The organism is Anaerostipes sp. AF04-45, assembly GCF_003461725.1.
GTDB lineage: Bacteria > Bacillota > Clostridia > Lachnospirales > Lachnospiraceae > Anaerostipes > Anaerostipes caccae.
Genome location: NZ_QTXQ01000011.1, coordinates 24245 through 46312 on the forward strand (window position 1 = coordinate 24245; position 22068 = coordinate 46312).

Annotated in this window: 20 protein-coding genes; 1 reads left to right on the forward strand and 19 read right to left on the reverse strand. The window is 46.6% G+C overall.

The window, feature by feature from the left end; all coding sequences use genetic code 11:
- Nucleotide 1: 1 nt before the first annotated feature.
- The 9 genes from DWV34_RS14475 to DWV34_RS14515 form a co-directional block, all read right to left on the reverse strand.
- Entirely contained in the window at nt 2–1570 is a 1569-nt protein-coding gene (locus DWV34_RS14475; protein ID WP_009289904.1) for an acyl CoA:acetate/3-ketoacid CoA transferase, read from the reverse strand.
- On the reverse strand, nt 1558–1998 hold the full coding sequence (locus DWV34_RS14480) for a MaoC family dehydratase (protein ID WP_006568567.1): 441 nt from the start codon (nt 1996–1998) through the stop codon (nt 1558–1560). Before DWV34_RS14480 ends, DWV34_RS14475 begins: the two co-directional genes overlap by 13 nt.
- Before the next feature lie 168 nt (nt 1999–2166).
- Nucleotides 2167–3054, reverse strand: a complete 888-nt coding sequence (locus tag DWV34_RS14485; RefSeq protein WP_009289905.1) for a LysR family transcriptional regulator — start codon at nt 3052–3054, stop codon at nt 2167–2169.
- 112 nt (nt 3055–3166) lie between these two features.
- The gene (locus DWV34_RS14490; RefSeq protein ID WP_009289906.1) at nt 3167–4375 is read right to left on the reverse strand and encodes a murein hydrolase activator EnvC family protein; all 1209 of its coding nucleotides are present in this window, start codon (nt 4373–4375) and stop codon (nt 3167–3169) included.
- A 10-nt stretch (nt 4376–4385) separates the two neighbouring features.
- A complete protein-coding gene (gene ftsX, locus DWV34_RS14495) occupies nt 4386–5294 on the reverse strand; it encodes a permease-like cell division protein FtsX (RefSeq protein ID WP_006568564.1) in 909 nt (302 codons plus the stop codon).
- The gene (gene ftsE / locus DWV34_RS14500; RefSeq protein WP_006568563.1) at nt 5284–5964 is read right to left on the reverse strand and encodes a cell division ATP-binding protein FtsE; all 681 of its coding nucleotides are present in this window, start codon (nt 5962–5964) and stop codon (nt 5284–5286) included. Before ftsE ends, ftsX begins: the two co-directional genes overlap by 11 nt.
- Before the next feature lie 24 nt (nt 5965–5988).
- Complete coding sequence (locus DWV34_RS14505; protein ID WP_009289907.1) at nt 5989–7074, reverse strand: PucR family transcriptional regulator; 1086 nt, start codon at nt 7072–7074, stop codon at nt 5989–5991.
- A 90-nt stretch (nt 7075–7164) separates the two neighbouring features.
- Entirely contained in the window at nt 7165–7998 is an 834-nt protein-coding gene (locus DWV34_RS14510) for a YitT family protein (protein WP_009289908.1), read from the reverse strand.
- A gap of 71 nt (nt 7999–8069) precedes the next feature.
- On the reverse strand, nt 8070–9332 hold the full coding sequence (locus DWV34_RS14515) for an LCP family protein (RefSeq protein ID WP_006568559.1): 1263 nt from the start codon (nt 9330–9332) through the stop codon (nt 8070–8072).
- A gap of 115 nt (nt 9333–9447) precedes the next feature.
- On the opposite strand from DWV34_RS14515, the gene ymfI reads away from it, so the two are divergent.
- Nucleotides 9448–10170 (forward strand): elongation factor P 5-aminopentanone reductase, encoded by a 723-nt coding sequence (ymfI, locus tag DWV34_RS14520; RefSeq protein WP_009289909.1) that lies wholly within the window; start codon nt 9448–9450, stop codon nt 10168–10170.
- A 1-nt stretch (nt 10171) separates the two neighbouring features.
- Here ymfI and DWV34_RS14525 read toward each other — a convergent pair whose 3' ends face one another.
- The 10 genes from DWV34_RS14525 to hpf form a co-directional block, all read right to left on the reverse strand.
- Nucleotides 10172–12313, reverse strand: a complete 2142-nt coding sequence (locus tag DWV34_RS14525; RefSeq protein ID WP_022260989.1) for a Tex family protein — start codon at nt 12311–12313, stop codon at nt 10172–10174.
- Nucleotides 12314–12325: 12 nt separating this feature from the next.
- Complete coding sequence (locus tag DWV34_RS14530; RefSeq protein ID WP_022260990.1) at nt 12326–12805, reverse strand: deoxycytidylate deaminase; 480 nt, start codon at nt 12803–12805, stop codon at nt 12326–12328.
- A gap of 70 nt (nt 12806–12875) precedes the next feature.
- Nucleotides 12876–14078, reverse strand: coding sequence for an aspartate kinase (locus DWV34_RS14535; RefSeq protein ID WP_009289913.1), 1203 nt, complete (start codon nt 14076–14078; stop codon nt 12876–12878).
- Between the two features lie 22 nt (nt 14079–14100).
- Entirely contained in the window at nt 14101–15300 is a 1200-nt protein-coding gene (locus tag DWV34_RS14540) for a cofactor-independent phosphoglycerate mutase (protein ID WP_118476569.1), read from the reverse strand.
- A 17-nt stretch (nt 15301–15317) separates the two neighbouring features.
- The gene (locus DWV34_RS14545; protein WP_009289915.1) at nt 15318–16532 is read right to left on the reverse strand and encodes a homoserine dehydrogenase; all 1215 of its coding nucleotides are present in this window, start codon (nt 16530–16532) and stop codon (nt 15318–15320) included.
- Nucleotides 16533–16537: 5 nt separating this feature from the next.
- Nucleotides 16538–16981: an ACT domain-containing protein gene (locus DWV34_RS14550; protein WP_006568552.1), complete on the reverse strand. Its 444-nt coding sequence runs from the start codon at nt 16979–16981 to the stop codon at nt 16538–16540.
- A 259-nt stretch (nt 16982–17240) separates the two neighbouring features.
- Nucleotides 17241–17552 carry a hypothetical protein gene (locus DWV34_RS14555; protein WP_006568550.1) on the reverse strand — a complete coding sequence of 104 codons (312 nt, stop codon included), beginning with the start codon at nt 17550–17552 and terminating at the stop codon, nt 17241–17243.
- Nucleotides 17553–17624: 72 nt separating this feature from the next.
- On the reverse strand, nt 17625–18728 hold the full coding sequence (gene prfB / locus DWV34_RS14560) for a peptide chain release factor 2 (protein ID WP_118476570.1): 1104 nt from the start codon (nt 18726–18728) through the stop codon (nt 17625–17627).
- A gap of 12 nt (nt 18729–18740) precedes the next feature.
- Nucleotides 18741–21308: a preprotein translocase subunit SecA gene (gene secA / locus DWV34_RS14565; protein WP_009289916.1), complete on the reverse strand. Its 2568-nt coding sequence runs from the start codon at nt 21306–21308 to the stop codon at nt 18741–18743.
- Between the two features lie 196 nt (nt 21309–21504).
- Nucleotides 21505–22035, reverse strand: a complete 531-nt coding sequence (hpf, locus tag DWV34_RS14570) for a ribosome hibernation-promoting factor, HPF/YfiA family (RefSeq protein ID WP_006568547.1) — start codon at nt 22033–22035, stop codon at nt 21505–21507.
- Between the last annotated feature and the right edge of the window lie 33 nt (nt 22036–22068).

Here is a 22068-nt window from a genome sequence, read left to right on the forward strand (position 1 = left end):
ACTATCTGCCTCCGATCTTCAATGGGGTGTTGTCAAATATATCTGCATCCATCTCTTTTAGATTCCGTGATATCAAAGGTTTGAAATCCATCTTGTCTAAAATGTGCTTTTCCAGATCGATTCCAGGTGCTGTCTCAATTAGTTCCAGACCGCCTTCCGTCAGTCTGAACACCGCCCGTTCCGTCACATACAGCACATTCTGGCCGGTCTGCACGCCATATTCTCCGCTGAAGGTAATCTGCTCCACGCGGTCCACAAACTTGGTAAACTCACCGTCCTGTACGATCTGAAGTCCCCGGTCTTTTACTTCGATCAGCGACTTTCCGGCCGTAAATGTACCGCAGAAAATGACGTTTTTCGTATTCTGTGAAATATTTACGAATCCTCCGCAGCCAACCATCCTGCCGTTAAACTTGCTTACATTGATATTTCCTTTGGCATCAGCCTGTGCAAGCCCCAGGCAGGTCAGGTCAAGTCCGCCGCCGTCATAAAAGTCAAACAGATTCGGCTGGCCGATCAGCACCTCTACGTTGGCAGCAGCTCCAAGGCTGTGCCCTCCCTGAGGCACGCCTCCGATCGCTCCGGCCTCGATCGTCATTGTCAGACGGTCTGCGATCCCTGCTTCCAGGGCAACGGATGCGACCCCTTCCGGTACCCCGATCCCCAGATTAATCGTAGTATCCAGCTGAAGCTCTTTGGCGCACCGCTTTGCGATGACCTTCCGTATTCCCATTTCCATGGGAGCAATGCTGTCAGACGGCACTTTTACTTCTCCCGTAAAAGACGCATCATAGTCAAGAATACAAGTCATACGGTGATTTTCTGGTTTAGCTTTGACCAATGTATCAACCATGATTCCCGGGACATATATCTCTCTTGGGTCCAAAGTCCCCTCTTTTGCCACCTCTTTTACCTGGCCGATCACGATTCCGCCGGAATTTCTGGCTGCCTCAGCGATATGAAGTGTTTCCAAAAGCACGCCTTCTTTATCGACCGTCATATTCCCTTTCTCGTCTCCCACCGTGCCGCGGATGATGGCGACGTCCACAGGAATGGAACGGTACAGAAGATATTCTTTCCCTGCTGCCTCCATAACCTCCACAAAGCTCTCGCCTTGAGCAGCCTGGTTCATGCGGCCGCCTTCCACTCTTGGATCTGCAAATGTTTTTAATCCCACCTGAGTCAGCACCCCGGGCTTGCCGCCTGCAATGGCCCTGAATAAATGTGCAACGACACCCTGCGGAAAATTATAAGCTGCGATCTTATTCTCATTGATCATCCTGCTCAGCTTCTTTGCCAGTCCCACATGCCCGGCAATGATTCGTTTGACCATTCCCTCTTTTGCCAAATGGTCAAGGCCGAAATCCTCTTTAAGGACTCCTCCGTCTCCGCAGCCCGATCCAAACAGGAGCGTCAATTCTTTTGGATGCCCCTCCTCCTCATAGCGTTTTCCCAAGGCCTTTGCTATTTCTTCAGCGAACCCGAATCCGAAAGCAAATCCGTTGAACGCTACCGTGTCGCCGTCTTTGATCTGTTTTACTGCCTCTTCTGCACTGCTTAATTTAGACATGCTGTATCCTCCTTATGCTCCGGCGGAATAACGGTTGCTTCCCCTTCCACGACAACCCTGCCTTCCTGATTGACACAAGTCGTAGTAATGGTGGCGATCGTAAACTTAGTTTTTTCTTTTAATTCCTTTACCCTCAGACTGGCTGTGACTGTGTCTCCAATCTTCACAGGTCCTGTAAATTTCAGAGACTGACCCAGATATGTGGTACCGGGTCCCGGAAGCTTCATGGCAATGGCCGCCGAGATAACTCCGGCACTGATCATCCCATGAGCTATCCTCTCTTTAAATACCGTATCTTTCGCATAGTCATCATCCAGATGCAGCGGATTCTTATCCCCCGTCACCTCTGCAAATGCCAGGACATCCTCATTGCTGATTTGTTTACAAAAAGAACATTCATCTCCGACCTTTAATGAACAATTTCCCATTGGTTACTCCTTCCCTGATGCAATTCTCTGATCATCTTGTATAATCATTTCTATAAATCCATTATAGGTTTGGTTGATTCTCACAGTAAAATATATAAAATTCATAGACGGCATGAAAAAAAGAACTAAGCCTCTCTATCATCTAAGGTTTAGTTCTTTGCAATTTCTTTATTTAATATTCCCGTGTTCTTTGACATACGTCTGAAAATGTCTGATCGGATTTGAAACGTATTTGTCCTTTCTTATGATCAATGCTATATCCCATGGAAACTCCGGTTCCGTCAGTGTAAGAATTTTTATTTTATCTGAATTAAAACGGGATAAGATCGGCCGCGGAAGAATGGCCACTCCCTGATTCAGCGAAACCATCTCGGCCACGAAGTCCCACTGGGAACTCTCCATAACGATGTTCGGCTCAAAGCCCGACATATGGCACAGTTCCCTGGTCCGGCTGTGGAGCATAAATGTCTTGTCAAGTGAAATAAACTCTTCATTTCTTAACTCCCGAAAAGCTGCTTTCTCACGGCCCGCAAAAGGATGATCCGTGCTGACCGTCAGCACATTGTCCGACTTAAATACAGGAAGGATATGAAAATCGTCCGAAGCAAAAGGAAGTATGACCACACCGATGTCAATCTCTCCGGACTGAACCTTTTCTTTCACAGTATTTGCTCCCTCTTCCGCAATTACAAGGCGGATTCCCGGATAGGCTTTTCGAAACCCCTGGATAATAGACGCAAAATAAATCGTGCTGATCACCGGAGGTATTCCCACGGAAATTTCCCCGTTCTCTGCATTAATACAGTCTCTTAAATGCTCCATCTGGTTATTGATGCTCTCCAGTGCATCTCTGCCTTCCTGATAAAGCATCCTGCCCTCCGGCGTCAGACAAAAGCGTTTCGCAGTCCGGTCAACGAGCTGTACATCCAAATCCTCTTCCATGGCTTTAATCGTCTTGCTCAGTGCCGACTGGCAGATAAACAATTCATTTGCGGCAGTGGTAAAATTTTGATTCTTTGCCAGTGCAACAAAATAGGTCAGCTGTTTTAAATTCATACTCCGCTCCTTTCCCATGATATCCATTTAAATCCATTATACTATGGAAATTTCATATATAAAAAGAACAGAGGTATGACTTTTTTTCATACCCCTGATTCCACAGTTCCTGTCACATATAATTCATTGGATTCACATAGCTGCCGTTTTTCTTTACTGCAAAGTGAAGATGCGGCCCGGTGGACATCCCGGTGGAGCCGGATGACGCGATCTTCTGCCCTCTGCTGACTCTCTGTCCGGACGAGACTTTCAGAGAAGAATTATGTAAATACAATGTCTCCAGTCCGTTTCCGTGGTCAATCTTCACCCAGTTTCCGTTATACGGGCTGTATCCTGCCACTTCCACTGTACCGCTTCCCGCTGCTACTACCGTGGAACCCTTTGGCGCTCCGATATCAATGCCTTCATGGAATTTCGTTCCCCCCTGAACCGGATGTGTCCGGTTTCCAAATGGTGAAGTAACTGTATGGCAGGACGGGACCGGCCATGTCAGTGAAGAAGATCCGCCCCCGGAACTGTGATTTCCGGAGGATGATCCGCCGGAGCTTCCCGAAGAACTGCCCCCGGGTCTGGAACTTCCGGATGAAGAACTATTCCCTGCGTTTCCTCCGGACGGCTTGTTTGATGCAGTATCGTAGTAATCTATACGGTCCTGATACTTCTGCATCAGATCCTTGTTTGATGCAATCTTCTGCTGGAACTGTATCAGCTTGGATTTCTTGCTGTCGGCCAGGCTGACAATCTTGGCCTCTTCAGCCTTGGCTTCCTTCGTCACAGTTTTAATCTCCTTGTAGCTTTCCTCCAGCTTTTTTGAAGCTAAGGCAATCTTGTCCTGAGTTTTTCTGAGCCTGTGAAACATATTATTGTCATAATTAGAAATCTTTGACACATAGTCAAGTCTTGTAAGGAACTCATTAAAAGATTTTGCCTGTACAATCACATCAATATAACCTGTGTTTCCATTTTCGTAAAGGTATTTTATCCGTTTGCTCATAATCTTATACTGCTTTTCTTTGGATGCCTTTGCCTCACTGAGCTTTTCTTTTGTATCACTCACCTGCTTCTTCGTGTCGTTCAGCTTTTTTTCCAGCTTGTCCGCTTTATCGGAAGCCTTCTCGATCTTCTGATCCATGGCCTCGATTTCCTTTTCCATCCCGGAAATCTTCTTTTCCAGCTCCTTATTTTCCTCTTCTTTTTTCTTTGCCTTATCCTTCAAGTCTTCCGTCCTGCTGTCAGCCTTCACCGCCAATCCCGGCAGGCTGGCAAAGCAAAGACACAGGGTCAAAAGAAATACTGTTACACCAAAATATTTTTTCTTCATAGGAATCCTCCTACACTCTCAGGTATTTGCGGATCGTAAAGCTGCTTCCGAGACATCCGATGCCGAGCCCCACTAACAGAGACGCAGGAATCAGATAAACCATGATCTGGTTTACAGGTACAAACTCCATAAAATTTGTCAGTACATGAAATTTGTCTATAATATAGTTGACTATCACCTTATAGCCTATATAAATGACACCCATAGGGATCAGAGAGCCGACGATTCCTATGACGGCTCCCTCCACAATAAACGGAGCCCTGATAAACCGGTTGGTGGCACCGATCAGTCTCATAATGGCGATCTCTTCTTTTCTCACCGCAATACCGATAGAGACGGTGTTGCTCACGAGGAAGACCGACACAAGCAAAAGAATCAGGATAATAGCCCCTGCCACATAGGCTCCAAGAAGATTTGCCTTGGAAATCCCCTCTGCGGCACCTTTTGCATACTCTACTTTTCTCACTCCGTCCAGGCCTTTAAACTGCCTGACCATTTTTCCGTGATACTTCACGTCTTTTAACATGACTTCATAGGAGTCCGATTCATTTAACGGGTTTTTGCCCTCAAATCCCTCCAAAAGATCTTCATTGTTCTTAAATACCTCTTTTTTATACTTAGCCCATGCTTCTTCCGCCGATACATAACGGACAGACTGAACTTCTTTGTAACCTTTGATTTTCTTTCCGATGGCATCCTTCCTGCTCTCCGCCAGCTTTTCATCGAAGAATACGGAAATGGTCACTGAATCTTCTGCCTGCTTTACCGTAGCCCTTACATTGAGGAGCACGGAAAATGTCACTCCCAGAAGGAAAATACAGGCCATGATCGTCCCTACCGTTGCCAAAGAAAAAATTTTGTTCCTGAAAATATTTTTCAGCCCTTCTTTAAACCCATAGGCCAGCCGTCTAAATATCATATGTACCGCCTTTCTCGTCGTGATGTACTGCTCCCTCATTCAAGGCGATGACCCGTTTCCCCATATGATTTACGATTTCTTTATTATGGGTTACGACAATCACTGTCGTTCCTCTCTTCTGGATTTCCACCAGAAGATCCATGATCTCCTGTGCATTCTGCGGGTCCAGATTCCCCGTAGGTTCATCTGCCAGCAAAAGCGCCGGGTGATTGACCAAAGCCCTGGCAATGGCAACCCTCTGCTGCTCACCTCCTGACAGTTCGTCAGGCAGAGCCCTGAGCCTGTTCCCCAGCCCCACCAGCTCAAGGACGTTCTGAACCTGCCGCTTCATGGCTCTTTTCGGCACCTCAATCACCTGCTGCGCAAACGCTACATTCTCATAGATACTCCGGTCTCTAAGCAGTCGGAAATCCTGGAAAACAACGCCTATTTGTCTCCTGAGATACGGAATCTGCCTCCGCTTCATCTTCTGGTAGTGATAGCCGTTGACAACGATATCCCCGGATGTCGCTTCCAGTTCCTTTAACAGCAGCTTGATCAGTGTTGTCTTGCCGGACCCGCTCTTACCCACTATGAAGGCAAATTCCCCCTTATCTACCTCCAGTGACACGTTGTCCAGCCCTATGCTGCCTTTTTGGTACTCTTTCGTCACATTCTGCAGTGTAATCATAGAAATGACTCCCCTCTCACACGTTTATCCAAGTGTATTCATATGCTTCATATACTGTACGACCATCAGAGCAATTTTAAAAGCAATGGCATCCTCAAAATTCCTCAGGTCCAGGTTCGTGCTCTTCTGTATTTTATCCAGGCGGTATACAAGAGTATTTCTATGTATATATAACTGTCTGGACGTCTCGGAGACATTCAGATTATTCTCAAAAAACTTGTAGATCGTCGCCAATGTCTCATCGTCGATCTCCTCCGGAGAATAATCCCCAAACACCTCTTTGATAAACATTTTGCAAAGCGGCAGAGGCAGCTGATAGATCAGTCTTCCGATACCCAGCTGGTCATAGGCTACCACTTCTTTGTTTTCATAGAAAATCTTATCTACCTCAAGAGCAATCTGTGCCTCCTTGTAAGACCGGGACACATCCTTGATCCCTTTGGCTATGGTCCCCACGGCAATTCTCGCGTCATTGATCCCGACATTTTTCAGGTTTTTCAGAAGCTTCTCAGCCGTCTTGACAAACTGCTTTGACTGGGCCTTTACGCAGACTTCCTTCACCAATACGATACTTTTTTCATCGACGGCGGCAATAAAGTCATCATCCGTAGTATCCTCCAGCTGCTTTACTGTTTCCACCAGATTTTGATCTTTGCCATAGGTAGCTTCGATCAGATAGGCAACCCGTGTGGCCTCGATGTCAATATTCAGCTTCTTGGCCCGGTTATAAATATCCACCAGAAGCAGATTGTCGAGAAGAAGATTTTTTATAAAATTATCCTTGTCAAACCTTTCTTTGTAGGCGACAAGCAGACTTTCAATCTGAAACACCGCCATCTTTGCCACCATATACATGCTCTCACTCTCTCCGTCAGCTAAAAGCACATACTCCAGACGTTTGTCGTCAAAAATTTTAAAATACTGCTTGCCGCCAACAACCTGGCTCTCTGCTACGGAATTGATGAAGCCCTTCAGTGTATCTTCATCCTCTGCCTCCGTCTCCTTCGTTTTTGCCAGGATCTTTCCGTTTAAATCTATCACATACAGATCCACGTTGGAAATACTGTGTATTCCATCTAATGTCTCCTGCAGAATTTGATTTGAAATCATATTTACACGCCCTTTCTTATTTCCGACCTTTTCTAATACTATATAGCAAAATATACAAAAAAAAAAGAGAAAGATAGTAACTTTTTTATTTTATTGTGTATAATCCACAAACCCCTCCCCTATTGTCTCTCTTGTGTCAGATATAATCACAAAGGCTTTCGGGTCTGTTTCCATGACGATCTTCTTTAGCACAGGCACTTCCTTCTTTGATACGATGCACATCAGAGTTTCTTTGCTCTGTCCGGTATAAGCTCCCACAGAAGAAAGCTTGGTCGCTCCCCGGCCCATGCGAAACAAAATCTGTTCCGATATCTGTTCCTGATGCCGGCTGATCACAAACACCAGCTTGGAAACCTGAAAGCCTTCGACCACACTGTCTGTGATCTTCGTAATCCCATATATGACAAGAAGCGCAAAACTTGTTTTCTCAACACCGAAAATAAAAGCGCCGAACAGGACGATCGTGCCGTCCAGCATCCCAAGAAGCATAGGAATGCTTACATGCGGAAAGACAACATGCAGTAAGAACGCCATCAGATCCGTTCCCCCCGTGGATGTCCTTTCCTTCATCACCAGCCCAAGCCCGATTCCCATCAGGATGGCCCCCAGAATCAGATTGACATAAAAATCTTTCGGGAAAAATGAGAATCTGGGCAGAACACCTAAAAAGACGGTCAGCATAATATCGCTGCATATAGTTCTGAGCATAAATTTTTTTGTCTTATAGCGGAATGCAAGTATAAAAAGAGGAACATTCAGCGTGACGTTCGTCATCCACAGAGGGATGCTCCACAGCTTGTCAAAGATGATCCCAAGTCCGCCGAAACCGCCTGTGACGATTCCGAACGGCTGGAATACTGTATTGGTAGCTGCCGCCATGCAAAATGTTCCGATTATAATACTGAATGCTTCTTTTCGTTTCACCGGACGCCTCCTAACATAAACATCATCGTTTATGTTAGTATGGCCTCTTTTAAACCCTTTATTCTGTCCTGCTAAATATCATCGTTGGTTCCGAGGATGATGCAGATCTGCGCACCGCTGTCCACGCTTCCGACTTCAATCGTTGGATTTTTAAAATACTTCTTCAGGTCTTCGCCCATACCCTTTTTCGCAACGATAATCTTTGTGTCTGTCAGTGTTCCCTGCCGGTTCGTCTTAATGCTTCCAACCGTGAATCCGTCTCCCGAAAGCTTGTCTTTCCAGCTTCCCGCAAGGCCGCTGATCCTCGTGGAATTCTGAATCTCAATAGAGATTCCCTTGGAAGACACTTCTGTCTCTTTTTTCTTTTCCGTTGTTGTTTTTTCCTTCTTTGTAGATTTCTCTGAGCCGGATGATTCCGGAACTTTCCCGTTTTCTGAGAGGAGTTCATCAAACATCTCTTTCGTCTTCTTTGTATCCAGCTTAAAGTTTTCCCCTTCGTCGGAGCCGGACAGGATCTGATAGGTAACGTCCTTAGCGCTGACCTCATGCATCCTGCTCAGATTGTCTTTGATGCTGTCGTATGACACATTGCTCTTTGCATAACTGCCATAATAATCTTTCGCAAACTTTTTATAGTCGTTTAATGACTTCTTGTTGATGCTCTGGGCTATCTTAACAGTCAGTTCCCCAACCAGCGCGATGTGCTCATTCTCGTCGCTGAACTGGCTGCTGTCCAGGATCATTCCCAGTGCCTGATTTCCGTTGATTGTGTTATTCCCCGCAGGAATATGAACCAGCATCTTGTTCTGGTCTTTGTATGCCACTTCATTTTCGAGATCCAGTTCTACTTCTCCGGCATTGTTCACTGCCTTTGTGAAATTCTTCTGTGACAAGCTCTCATAGCTGCCGATGGTAATTCCCAGAGTCTTCTCTACCTGCGCCTTGATGACTTTAATATCCTTGGCCTTTGCTGCCAGCTGCTCAACGGTGGCCGTCTTCGTGTCTCCGCCCATGGCTTTGACTCCGTCGTTGTCCAGAGTCAGTATGGTGTCCTTTCTGATCGGTACGAAAACCATCTGTTTATCCTTATTATGATAGATGCGGATCGATAAGGCATCTTTTACTCTCACCAGGGATACATCTACTCTTTCCTGGCTCTCTGCCTTTAACGCCTCCGCTATCTTATCTTTTTTGTCCTTTTTAAATCTATTCAGAAAAAATGCTTTACTTCCTGCAAAAGAACCGATTCCTACCGCCGCTGACAGTACAATGACTACCAATATCCGCAGGATGATCGCCCCGGCTCCTGCTTTTCTCCTTGCTCTTCTGGCCATTTCCCATGCTCCTTCCCTTGAAACTCCGTTCAGTATACCAAATAAATCGATTTATTTCAACAAAACTATATGCTATACTCTCCTTAAAGTTTTCTTAAATCCAGGAGGAGAAGCTATGAATACAGTACTCATCACAGGCAGTTCCAGAGGCATCGGCAGAGAAACGGCTCTGGTCTTTGCCCAAAACGGCTGGAATGTGGCCATCCACGGTTACCGTCATCCCGAACGCCTCGCATCTCTTGAACAAGAGATCAAAAGGCTGGGTGTCCAATGTCTTTCTTTTACAGGCGATATCTGTGATTCCTATTTTGTGGAACAGATGATAGCAGGAACTATCTCCTGTTTCGGAGGGCTGGACTGCCTTGTGAATAATGCAGGTATTTCCAGGGTGGGTCTGTTTACTGATACCTCTGAAAAAGACTGGCAGGAAATGTTCCACACCAATGTGATGCCGCTGTTTGCCTCCTGCAAAAGTGTCCTTCCTCATATGATCCGCCGGCAGTCCGGTACGATCCTCAACATATCTTCCGTATGGGGCGGTGCAGGCGCCTCCTGTGAGGTGCTGTACTCTGCCGCCAAAGGCGCTGTCAATACGTTTACGAAAGCCCTGGCAAAAGAGGTTGCCCCCAGCAATATCTCCGTGAACGCAATAGCGTTCGGCATGATTGACACAGAAATGAACTCCGGATTCACCGAAGAAGAAAAAGACATGATCCGGCAGGAGATACCGGCAGACCGGATTGCCGGTCCCAGGGAAGCCGCAGAGATGATCTATCACACCTGCACAGCTCCCCGGTATCTGACGGGAGAGATCATCACCTTCTCCGGAGGCTGGTAAATCAGGACTTTCTCATAGAAAGCTGTATTCTCTTTTTCTCCAGATCCACACTCAGCACGGTCACGTCCACCACATCGCCCACACTGACCACTTCCAGAGGATGTTTTACAAAACGGTCGGCCATCTGGGAGATGTGCACCAGCCCATCCTGATGGACTCCGATGTCCACAAAGGCTCCGAAGTCGATGACATTTCTCACGGTGCCTTTCAGCTTCATGCCTTCCTTCAGGTCTTCCATCTCCATGACGTCCGTCCTTAAAATCGGTTTCGGCATATCCTCTCTCGGATCACGCCCCGGCTTCTCCAGTTCCTTCACAATGTCACGGAGTGTGATCTCTCCCACACCCAGTTCCTCGGACAGTCTTTGATAGTCTGTAATCTTCTTTCCTATATCCTGAAATCCCTGACTGGAAAGTTCTTTCACGGAGTAGCCAAGACTCTGCAGAAGCTGATCTGTCTCTTTATAAGTCTCAGGATGCACTCCGGTGGCATCCAGCGGATTCTTTCCGCCGGAGATTCTTAAAAATCCCGCGCACTGTTCATAGGCTTTGGGCCCCAGCTTGGCAACTTTTAAGAGTTCTCTCCTGTTCAGGAATTTCCCGTTTTCTTCCCGATAAGAGACAATGTTTTTTGCCACTGCTTTAGATACACCGGACACATATTCAAGCAGAGAAGCTGACGCTGTGTTTAAATCTACACCCACTTTATTTACTGTCGCCTCTACGACACCTGTCAGAGCCCCGGAAAGCTGTTTCTGGTTCATGTCATGCTGGTATTGTCCCACACCGATCGCTTTCGGCTCGATCTTTACCAGTTCCGAGAGCGGGTCCTGAACTCTTCTCGCAATCGAGGCTGCGCTTCTCTGGCCCACATCGAAATTCGGAAATTCCTCTGTCGCCAGTTTGCTCGCAGAATAGACTGAAGCCCCGGCTTCATTGGTGATCACATACTGTACCGGTTCTTTTATCTCTTTTAAAAGTTCCACCACAATCTGTTCTGATTCTCTTGAGGCAGTCCCGTTTCCTATTGAGATCAGCGTAATCCCATATTTTTTAATCAGGTTTTTTACTGTCTTTTTGGCTTCTTCCACTTTGTTCTGAGGCGCCGTCGGATAGATTACCACCGTATCCAGGACTTTTCCTGTCGAATCCACTACAGCTAATTTACATCCCGTTCGGAACGCAGGGTCCCATCCTAGGACGACTTGTCCCGCGATCGGCGGCTGCATGAGAAGCTGCTCCAGATTTTTCCCAAAAAGCTTAATAGCCTCCGCCTCTGCCTGTTCCGTCAGTTCATTTCTGATCTCCCTTTCGATGGAAGGTGCGATCAGCCTCTTATAACTGTCCTCGATGGCCTCCAGCAAATATTTTGTAGTTGGATGCTTCTGCTTCTTCACCACATTTCTGGCCAGATAAGCCGCAATCTTTTCATTGTCAGGCTCGATCTTTACAGAGAGGAATCCTTCTTTCTCCCCGCGGTTCATAGCCAATATCCTGTATCCGGCAGCTTTTTTTACCGGTTCTTCAAAATCATAATACATTTCATAGACAGACTTCTCTCCCTGCTTTTTCGCGCCAGACAGAATTCTTCCATTCTCTTTAAAGGATCTTCTGATCCATTCCCTGTACTTGGCATCGTCCGAGATCATCTCCGCGAGAATATCTTTGGCTCCCTGCAGGGCTTCCTCCGGTGTTTCCACGCCTTTTCCCGGATCTGCGTACTCTTTGGCATCTTCTTTGGGGTCATTTGATGCCTGCAAGAAAATCAAATTTGCAAGCGGTTCCAGTCCCTTTTCTCTTGCAATCATGGCTCTCGTCCGTTTTTTCTGCTTGTACGGACGGTACAGATCTTCCACAGTGACTAAGGTCACCGCCTCCTCAATCTGCTTTTTCAGTTCTTCACTCAGCTTGCCCTGCTCCTCGATGCTCTTTAAAACTGCATCTTTTCTGTCCTGAAGATTTCTTAAATACTTCAGTCTCTCGTCCAGATTCCTGAGTGTCTCGTCGTCCAAAGAGCCGGTCATCTCTTTCCGGTACCGCGCGATAAACGGTATCGTATTTCCCTCGTCAATCAGCTTGACTGCCGTCTCCGCCTGTGTTCTTTTGATTCCCAGCTCGTCTTTTAAAATATTGATGATATCCATTTTCCCATTTCCTTATAAGTGCAGTTCTATTATCTGGTCTTTTGGTTCAAACTGCCGGTACTTCACACCGGCCATGTCAAACATCTTCTTGGACGCAACCGTCATGTCGTCATCGGCGTACTTGTCCTGCATATAGATCACTTCTTTCATTCCGCTCTGAATGATGGCCTTGGCACACTCATTGCACGGAAATAAAGTGACGTAAACTCTCGCTCCATAGAGGGAGCCTCCCCCGTAATTTAAAATGGCATTGAGTTCTGCATGACAGACATAGAAGTATTTTGTATCGAGAGGTTCTCCCTCCCGCTCCCACGGCATGTCATCGTCATGACATCCGGTCGGCATCCCATTGTAGCCCACGGATAATATTTTATTCTGGTCGTTGACAAGACATGCCCCGACCTGCGTGTGGTCATCCTTGCTCCTCTGGGCAGAGAGAAGCGCAACCCCCATGAAATACTGATCCCATGATAAATAATCTGTTCTCTTCATCCTGATCTCCTTTCCTTCCGGGTCAAAAAACACCGCCCGGACTGCAGGCGGTGTTCCCTTTCACCTTTTCTTATAGTTCAAATGCTTCGTGTGCCGCATTCATGGCTTTCACCATATCATCCCGGTCCACAATCACTGTCACCCGGATCTCTGATGTTGAGATCATACGGATGTTTACGCCGACTTCGTAAAGTGCTTCAAACATACGGGCAGCCATGCCGGAATGTCCGATCAGGCCGCTTCCGATGATGGATACTTTAGCCACATCAGTGGTGGCATCTACATCGGTATAGGATCCCAGCGGCAGATGCTCTTTGATCGTATTTACCGCCAGCTCCGCATCTTCTTCTTTTACCGTGAATGAAATGTCTTTCTTGCCATTCTGTCCCACGGACTGGAGAATGATGTCGATATTGATATTCTTCTTTGCAAGGATATTGAACAGACGGAATGCTACTCCCGGCTCATCCTCGAGTCCGGTCACAGAGATCCGTGCCGCATCATCGTCTCCGGCAACACCGCTGATCTCTGCCTGAGGCATCATAATTCTCTCTTTGACAACCGTTCCTTCCTCTTTTGTAAGACTGGAACGGACAACCAGCTGTACTCCGTGCTTCTTGGCAAGCTCCACAGAACGGTTATGGAGAACTCCCGCACCGAGTGTGGCCATCTCCAGCATCTCATCATAGGTGATCTCCTGAAGTTTCTTCGCTGTGGTAACTTTTCTTGGATCCGCGGTGTAAACACCGTCCACATCCGTATAGATCTCGCAGGCATCCGCATTCAATGCTGCAGCCAGGGCAACGGCTGTGGTGTCTGAGCCGCCGCGGCCCAAAGTCGTATAGTTGTCGTAACGGTCCACACCCTGGAATCCTGTCACGATAACGATTTTTCTCTGTTCCAGCTCGTTAAAAATACGGTCCGTATCGATTCTCTTAATCCTGGCGTTGCTGTAAGCGTGGGTCGTATGCATGGCTACCTGGAATGCATTCAGGGAAACGGCCGGGATTCCCATAGAGTGCATCGCCATCGCCATCATGGCAACGGATGTCTGCTCTCCTGTGGTCAGAAGCATATCCATCTCCCGCTTCGGCGGATTCGGATTGATATCCTTTGCCATCGCGATCAGTTCATCTGTCATCTTGCCCATTGCAGACAAGACAACCACCACGTCATTTCCTTTCTGATATTCTTCAATGCAGCGTTTTGCCACATTTAAAATCCTCTCTTTATTTCCTACGGATGTACCTCCGAATTTTTTAACAATTAACATTGCTGCCTCCTAAAATTTTCTCTTATTTTTGTAATAGCCGGCCCATCAGATCATGTCCGTGTTCCAGAACGAGTCCTGTACTCTTTGCTGCCTCTTCGCTGTATTCCTTCTGCCCATTCGTTTCCTTCGTGCTGTCATATATCATAAAAGGAACCGGGTCTTTGGAATGGGTCCGTATAGAAATCGGTGTCGGATGGTCCGGCCCGATGAGCATACGGAACTCCTCTCCGCGCTTCTTCAGCTCCTCTGCGACGACACGGATCACCTGGTCATCAAGAAATTCAATAGCTTTTACTTTATTTTTTACACTTCCCTGGTGTCCCATCTCGTCAGGAGCTTCCACATGGATATAAACCACATCCGCCCCGTCTTTTGTCAGAGAATCCACGGCCGCCATTGCTTTTCCTTTATAGTTGGTATCGAGTCCGCCTGTGGCCCCTTCCACATCTAAATTCAGCATGTGCGTACCGACCGCGATACCTTTCAGCAGATCTACAGCGGATACCATGGCGCCTTTCTTCCCTGTTTTTTCCTCAAAATCATCCAGCGCAGGACGGGTGCCCGCACCCCAGAACCAAATGCTGTTGGCCGGATTCAATCCCATCTCCCTGCGTTTTTCATTGATCGGATGCCGGTCTAAAATATCAAAACTCTTCTCCATCATCTCCCGGAGCTTTGTCTCCTTGGGAAGATACTCCCCAATCTGCTTTCCTAATATATCATGGGGCGGCGTCAGGTCCACTGTCTCTCCGCGATCCCAGATCGTAAGATGGCGGTAGCTGACTCCCGGATAATATTGAAACTCTTCTGTCTCTAATTCCTTTTTCACCGCATCGATCAGAACCTTAGCCTCTTCTGTTGTAATCTCCCCGGAGCTGTGGTCAATGATAGTCTTCTCTTCATAGGCCTCATCTTCTGACAAGGTGACAATGTTGCAGCGCAGAGCAATATCAGTATCCTTCATATCCACTCCGATGGAAAGCGCCTCCAGCGGTGATCTTCCGGAATAATACTTCTGCGGGTCATAGCCAAGCATAGCAAGGTTTGCCACGTCACTTCCGGCCGGAAGGTTCTCCGGCACCGTGTAAGCGATCCCCTGTTCCGATACCTTTGCCATGGCATCCATGACCGGAGTCCTGGCCGCCTGAAGCGGTGTTTTTCCACCCAGTTCCCCGAGCGGTTCATCGGCCATTCCGTCTCCCAACACAACAACATACTTCATAAACTAGTCCTCCAAATCTATTTTACATTTATACGGATCATGCCCAAAACGGAATTAAACGCTTTGATCTTCTCCTGATAGTCTTTTTCTTTCATTGTCAGTGTAACAAATGCAAATTCATCTGTCACCCCTTCTGCTGAAACTTCTTCTACATCGCCAAAAACTTCTTTTACCTTTTCCCTGTCGCAGTCTTTTGGAAGGCGCACAAAAAATTTATGTTCAAAATCACCGATATCTGTGAGGTGAAGCTTTTTTTCACTCCAGATCTGCATAATATTTCTCTCTTTATGCTTTGCCGCATCGATCACGTCTGCCACAACTGCGCTGGCTGTCGGAAGCTTTCCTGCCCCCGCTCCGTAAAACATCACGTCGCCGATGACATTTCCGTTTACAAAAATGCCGTTGAACACATCGTTGACGCCGATCAGCGGATGGTCCCTGCCGATCATCATCGGGCATACCATGGCATATACATTGTCACCGATTTTTTTGCTGGTTCCCAAAAGCTTAATGCTCTTATTCAGGGCTTTTGCATATTTCATATCAGTTTCTGTGATCTTTGTGATACCCTCGGTATGTACATCCTCATAATCCACCTGCATGCCGAATGCCAGTGAAGTCAGGATTGCAATCTTTCTGCACGCATCATATCCCTCCACATCCGCCTCCGGATGAAGTTCCGCATATCCTTTATCCTGAGCGTCCTTTAACACCTCATCGAAGTCAGCCCCTTCATCGGCCATCTTTGTTAAGATATAGTTTGTAGTCCCATTCAGTATACCTGTTATTTCATTGATCTCATCGGCTGTCAGAGACTGGTTTAAGGGACGGATGATCGGAATTCCGCCTCCAACACTGGCCTCAAACAGGAAATTCAAATTCTTGGACTTTGCCATGGCCAGAAGTTCTGCTCCCTTTTCAGCTACCAGTTCCTTGTTGGAAGTGGCAACGCTCTTTCCGTGCTCCAGCGCCTGCTTTGCAAACGTATATGCAGGCTCCACTCCGCCTAAGACTTCCACAACGATGCTCACATCGTCATCATTTAAAATGATATCATAGTCTGTGACTGCCTTTGACGCCACCGGCGTGCCGGATAAATCCCTCTTATCCAAAACATATTTTACCCGGATCGGCTCCCCGATCTTACGGTTGATGCTCTCGTGATTTGTCTCGATGACCTCCACAACTCCTGATCCAATGGTTCCGTATCCCAATACCGCAATATTTATCATCTGTTCTACTCCTTTGCAATTATTTTTACATATGTAATGTTGTCAAGCTTCTCCACACTCTCGATCATGGCAGACACATCAGTCTCCATGTCAACGATATCCACGCTGACTGTGAGCACTCCTTTTCCGTTGATCGGAATACTCTGATGGATCGTCAGGATATTGGCCTTGTAGTTTGCAAATACCTGAAGCACTGTGGCCATAACTCCCGGCTGGTCTTCCACCTCGATCACAAACGTGATATTTCGTCCCTTTTTGCTCGCATGAAAAGGAAAAATATCATCTTTGTACTTATAATAAGAACTCCGGCTGATCCCCACAGTCTCCGTGGCCTCCTGAATGGACTTAGCCTGTTCTGCATCCAAAAGCTTCTGCACTTCCAGTACTTTTAACAGAACCTCCGGAACCGCTTTCTTTTTAATGACATAATACTTTGAATCTTCTAACATAGTCCACCTCTGTGCGTGTGTTAAACACAATTGTTTTTCCACAAGATACTATCATATTTTTAAAAATTAAGCAACTGTTTCAAGAACAAAAGTGTGCTTCGCACACATCGCAAACCAATTTTTTCTAAACACAGCTTTTGTTCCGCACGCGAAGCTGTGCATCCTGCCGCAGGGCTTTTTATTCCATAGGACGAACTTTCCTATGAATAAAAAACGGACATACAACCGTGCAGATTGTATGCCCTGCAAAAACTCTTCCCTATTTCTTCTTCAGGCATCTGACAATCAGCCAGATGATGCACAACAGTGCCGCAGCAGAAAGAGAAATATATTTTGCCAGTTCTGCAGAAGTGAAATCACCTGCTTTAGCAACACTATCAACTTTCTTTACTTTAATTTTCTTTTCAAAAATTATATTATTTTTCTTATCACTGGCATGAACTGAAGAACTACTGACCTGAGAAACTCCATAATTCTGTTCCCTATTACTTTGAGCAAAAACAGATACAGACAATGTCATAATCATCACTGCTGTCAGCAGAATCCCTGTGTATATTCTGATATTTTTCATATAAAACCATCCTTTGTGTTTTATTAATCTACATGCAAAAATCCATATGAGGAATTTTATACTAAATTTAAATCAATCATTGCTCCATGCCAGGTATGCGTTCATGAAACCGTCCAGATCTCCGTCCAGGACAGCGGATGGATTGCCGCTTTCTTTATTTGTCCTGTGATCCTTCACCATAGTGTATGGCTGCAGAACATAGGACCGGATCTGGCTTCCCCATCCATTATCTCCCACATCTCCCCGGATATCCGAAAGTTTCTCCAGATGCTGCTGCTCTTTTAACAGATACAGCTTTGTCTTGAGCATCTTCATTGCCTGGTCTTTATTCTTATGTTGTGACCGTTCATTCTGACACTGGACAACGATCCCTGTCGGGATGTGCGTGATCCTTATGGCAGAGTCCGTCTTATTGATATGCTGGCCTCCGGCGCCGCTTGCTCTGTAAGTATCAATCCTGATATCTTCATCGGCGATCTCCACGTTCAGGTCTTCGTCAATCTCCGGCATCACGTCACAGGATGCAAAAGAGGTCTGCCTCTTTCCCGCCGCGTTAAACGGAGAAATTCTCACCAGCCGGTGAACGCCTCTCTCGGACCTTAAATATCCATAGGCGTTTTCACCTTTGATCTCTACCGTCACTGATTTAATTCCTGCCTCATCCCCGTCCAGATAGTCAATAACTTTTGTCTCGAATCCTTTTTTCCCGGCCCATCGGGTATACATCCGGTACAGCATACCGGCCCAGTCACAGGACTCGGTTCCTCCGGCTCCCGCATGCAGGCTCAGGATCGCATTATTCTTGTCATATTCCCCGCTCAGGAGAGTCGAAATCCGCAGATTCTCATAGGCTGTCTCAAACTCCGCAAATGCTTCCTGAGTTTCCGCAGCCAGTTCTTCGTCCTCTTCCTCCGACGCCATCTCGATCAGAGTTTCGATATCCTCAAACTGTCCTTTCAGCCCTTCATATCCTTCCACCTGATCCTTCAGCTCTTTGACTTCTCTTACTACCTTCTGGGACTCCTCCAGGTCCTCCCAGAATCCCGGAGCTTCCATATCAAGCTCCAGCTGCTCGATCCGCTCTTTCTTTTCTTCCAAACCAAGAGAACCGCTTAATTTCTCAAGCGGCTCCCGGTAGGAATTCAGGCTATATTTTAACTGATCTAATTCAATCACTCCTAAAACTCCTTAATTTCTTCCACAACAGTTTTTATATTTCTTTCCGCTTCCGCACGGGCACGGATCGTTTCTTCCGATCTTCTCCCCTTTTCTCTTATACGGCGTCTTCACGCTGCTGTCATCTTTATTAGTGCCTGTTACCTGGGCAACCTGCTCTTTCTCCACTTTCTGTTCAATCTCTACGTGGAACAGTGCTCCGGTGGTCTCTTCCTGGATTGCCTTCGTCATCACATTGAACATCTCAAAACCGGCCATGCGGTATTCCACTACCGGATCTCTCTGTCCGTATGCCTGCATGCCGATACCCTCCCGAAGCTGGTCCATATCGTCGATATGATCCATCCACTTGCGGTCAATGACCTTGAGGAGAATGATCCGTTCAATCTCACGGAGGTCATAGTCTTCAAATTCCGTTTCCTTATGGGCATACAATTCTACAGCCTCATCCTGCAGACGCTTTGTGAGCATCTCAGGTTTTCCTGCCTGAATCTCTTCCTGGGTCAGCTCGATCTTTCCAAACGGAATAATCGGGCGCAGCTCTGCATTCAGTGTATCCATATCCCATTCTTCCGGTGCCGCATCTTCACTGGCACACTGGTTCACATAATCTGCAATGGTTTCTTCCATCATATGAATCACAGAATCCTTCATGTTCTCCCCGTCCAGAACACGGCGGCGTTCTTTGTACATGATCTCTCTCTGTTCGTTATTTACACGGTCATAATCCAGCAGATTTTTACGGATACCAAAGTTATTATTCTCAATCTTCTTCTGAGCCTTTTCGATCGTCCTGCTGATGGATTTATGCTGGATTTCCTCCCCTTCCGGTATACCAAGGGCATTGTATACAGAAATCATCCTCTCAGATCCGAACAGCCTCATCAAATCGTCTTCCAGGGACAGATAAAACTTGGATTCACCGGGATCTCCCTGCCGTCCGGCACGTCCCCGCAGCTGATTGTCAATACGTCTGGATTCATGACGCTCTGTACCAATGATCTTTAAACCGCCCAGAGCGGCTACACCGTCTGCCAGGACAATATCGGTACCACGGCCCGCCATATTAGTAGCGATTGTGACAGCTCCGATCTCTCCTGCATGGGAGATGATCTCCGCCTCCTTTTCATGAAACTTGGCATTCAGCACATTATGCTTGATCCCCTGCTTTTTGAGCATGCGGCTCAGTTCTTCGGACATATCAATGGTGATTGTACCTACGAGCACTGGCTGTCCCTTGGCGTGGGATGCTGCGATGTCCTCAACAACCGCCCTCATTTTTTCCTGCTTCGTCTTATAAATAGCATCTTCGTGGTCAACACGCACAACCGGTTTGTTGGTCGGAATAACGACGACATCCATGCCGTAGATCTCACGGAATTCCTGTTCCTCAGTCTCGGCCGTACCGGTCATACCGGATTTCTTATTATATTTATTGAAGAAGTTCTGGAATGTGATCGTAGCGAGGGTCTTGGACTCTCTCTTTACTTTCACGCCTTCTTTCGCCTCGATCGCCTGATGAAGTCCGTCTGAATACCGTCTGCCCGGCATGATACGTCCGGTGAACTCATCGACGATCAGCACTTCATCGTCCTTCACTACATAATCTTTGTCAATAAACATAAGATTATGGGCGCGAAGCGCCAGGATAATATTGTGCTGGATCGCGAGATTCTCCGGATCGGCCAGGTTGTCTATATGGAAGAACTCCTCCACCTTTTTCACGCCCTGGGCGGTCAAAAGTACGTGCTTATCCTTCTCATTGACCAAAAAGTCTCCGTCTTCTTCAATATCTTCGTTCATCAGGATATCCATCTTGGAAAGTTCCCCGTCAGAGCTTCCCCTCTCCATCTGCCTTGCAAGAATATCGCAGGCACGGTAGAGCTCGGTAGACTTCCCGCTCTGGCCGGAAATGATCAATGGCGTTCTGGCCTCATCGATCAGGACAGAATCGACCTCATCGACAATGGCATAGTGCAGATCGCGCTGTACCAGATCTTCTTTTTCGATGACCATGTTGTCCCTCAGGTAATCAAATCCCAGTTCATTGTTGGTGATATATGTGATATCACAGTTATAGGCTGCCCGCCGCTCGTCGTTTTCCATCTCGTTGGTAACGACACCGACCGTAACGCCTAAGAAGTTGTGCACTTTTCCCATCCACTCCGCATCACGGGTTGCCAGATAGTCATTGACCGTAACGATGTGCACGCCCTTTCCTTCCAGGGCATTCAAGTAAGCAGGGAGAGTGGAAACCAGGGTCTTTCCTTCACCGGTCCTCATCTCTGCGATCCTTCCCTGGTGAAGAATGATACCGCCGATCAGCTGGACCCGATAGTGTTTAAGCCCAATGGTTCTGGCACTCGCTTCCCGGACAACCGCATAAGCTTCCGGCAGAAGGTCGTCCAGTGTCTCTCCATTACTCAGACGTTCTTTAAACTCAGCAGTTTTATTTCTCAGTTCCTCATCGGATAATTTCTGCATCGGTTCGTCAAAAGATTCAATTTTATTCACAATCCCACTGATCCGCTTCAGCTCTTTATCACTGTGCGAACCAAAAATTTTTCCTATTAAACTCATAGTTTCACTCCCAAACAATCAAATTCACATGTAATCTATGATATTGTAACACTTCTATAAAATGTAGGCAAGAAAAAGGTACTTGCAGCAAATATCATACCTGTCCCCCTTTCCATCTCCCAAAATCCAACGCAAATAACACGTTTTTTACCGTAAACAAAAAGGAGGCCGAAGCCTCCTAAAAAAATCATTATTCCTAAAATTCCGGTTCAATCAGTCCGTATGTATTGCCCTTTCTTTTATATACTACGTTTACTTCAAAAGTATCGGCGTTACGGAATACGAAGAAATTGTGCCCCAGAAGATCCATCTGGATACAAGCCTCTTCCACATCCATCGGCTTGATCGCAAACTTCTTGCTTCTGATGATGCGGATCTCATCTTCATCCACATCCTCGTCCTTGTCGATGAATTCCTGTTTCAGTCCTGCACCTTCATATTTTTTACTCATCAAACGGGTTTTATATCTTCTGATCTGACGTTCGAGAATATCAATGACCAAATCAATGGATACATACATATCCGCACTGTCTTGTTCTGCACGTATAATGTGCCCCTTCATAGGAATTGTTACTTCAATCTTTTGTCTCTCTTTTTGAACGCTCAAAGTAACGATGATGTCAATGTCATCAGTCAGGTACTTGTCAAGCCTGCCTAATTTCTCTTCTATTGCTGCCCTGATTCCTTCTGTTACTTCGATGTTCTTACCGCTAATAATGAAATTCATGGCTTCCAACTCCTTTACTATTTGATACTAATT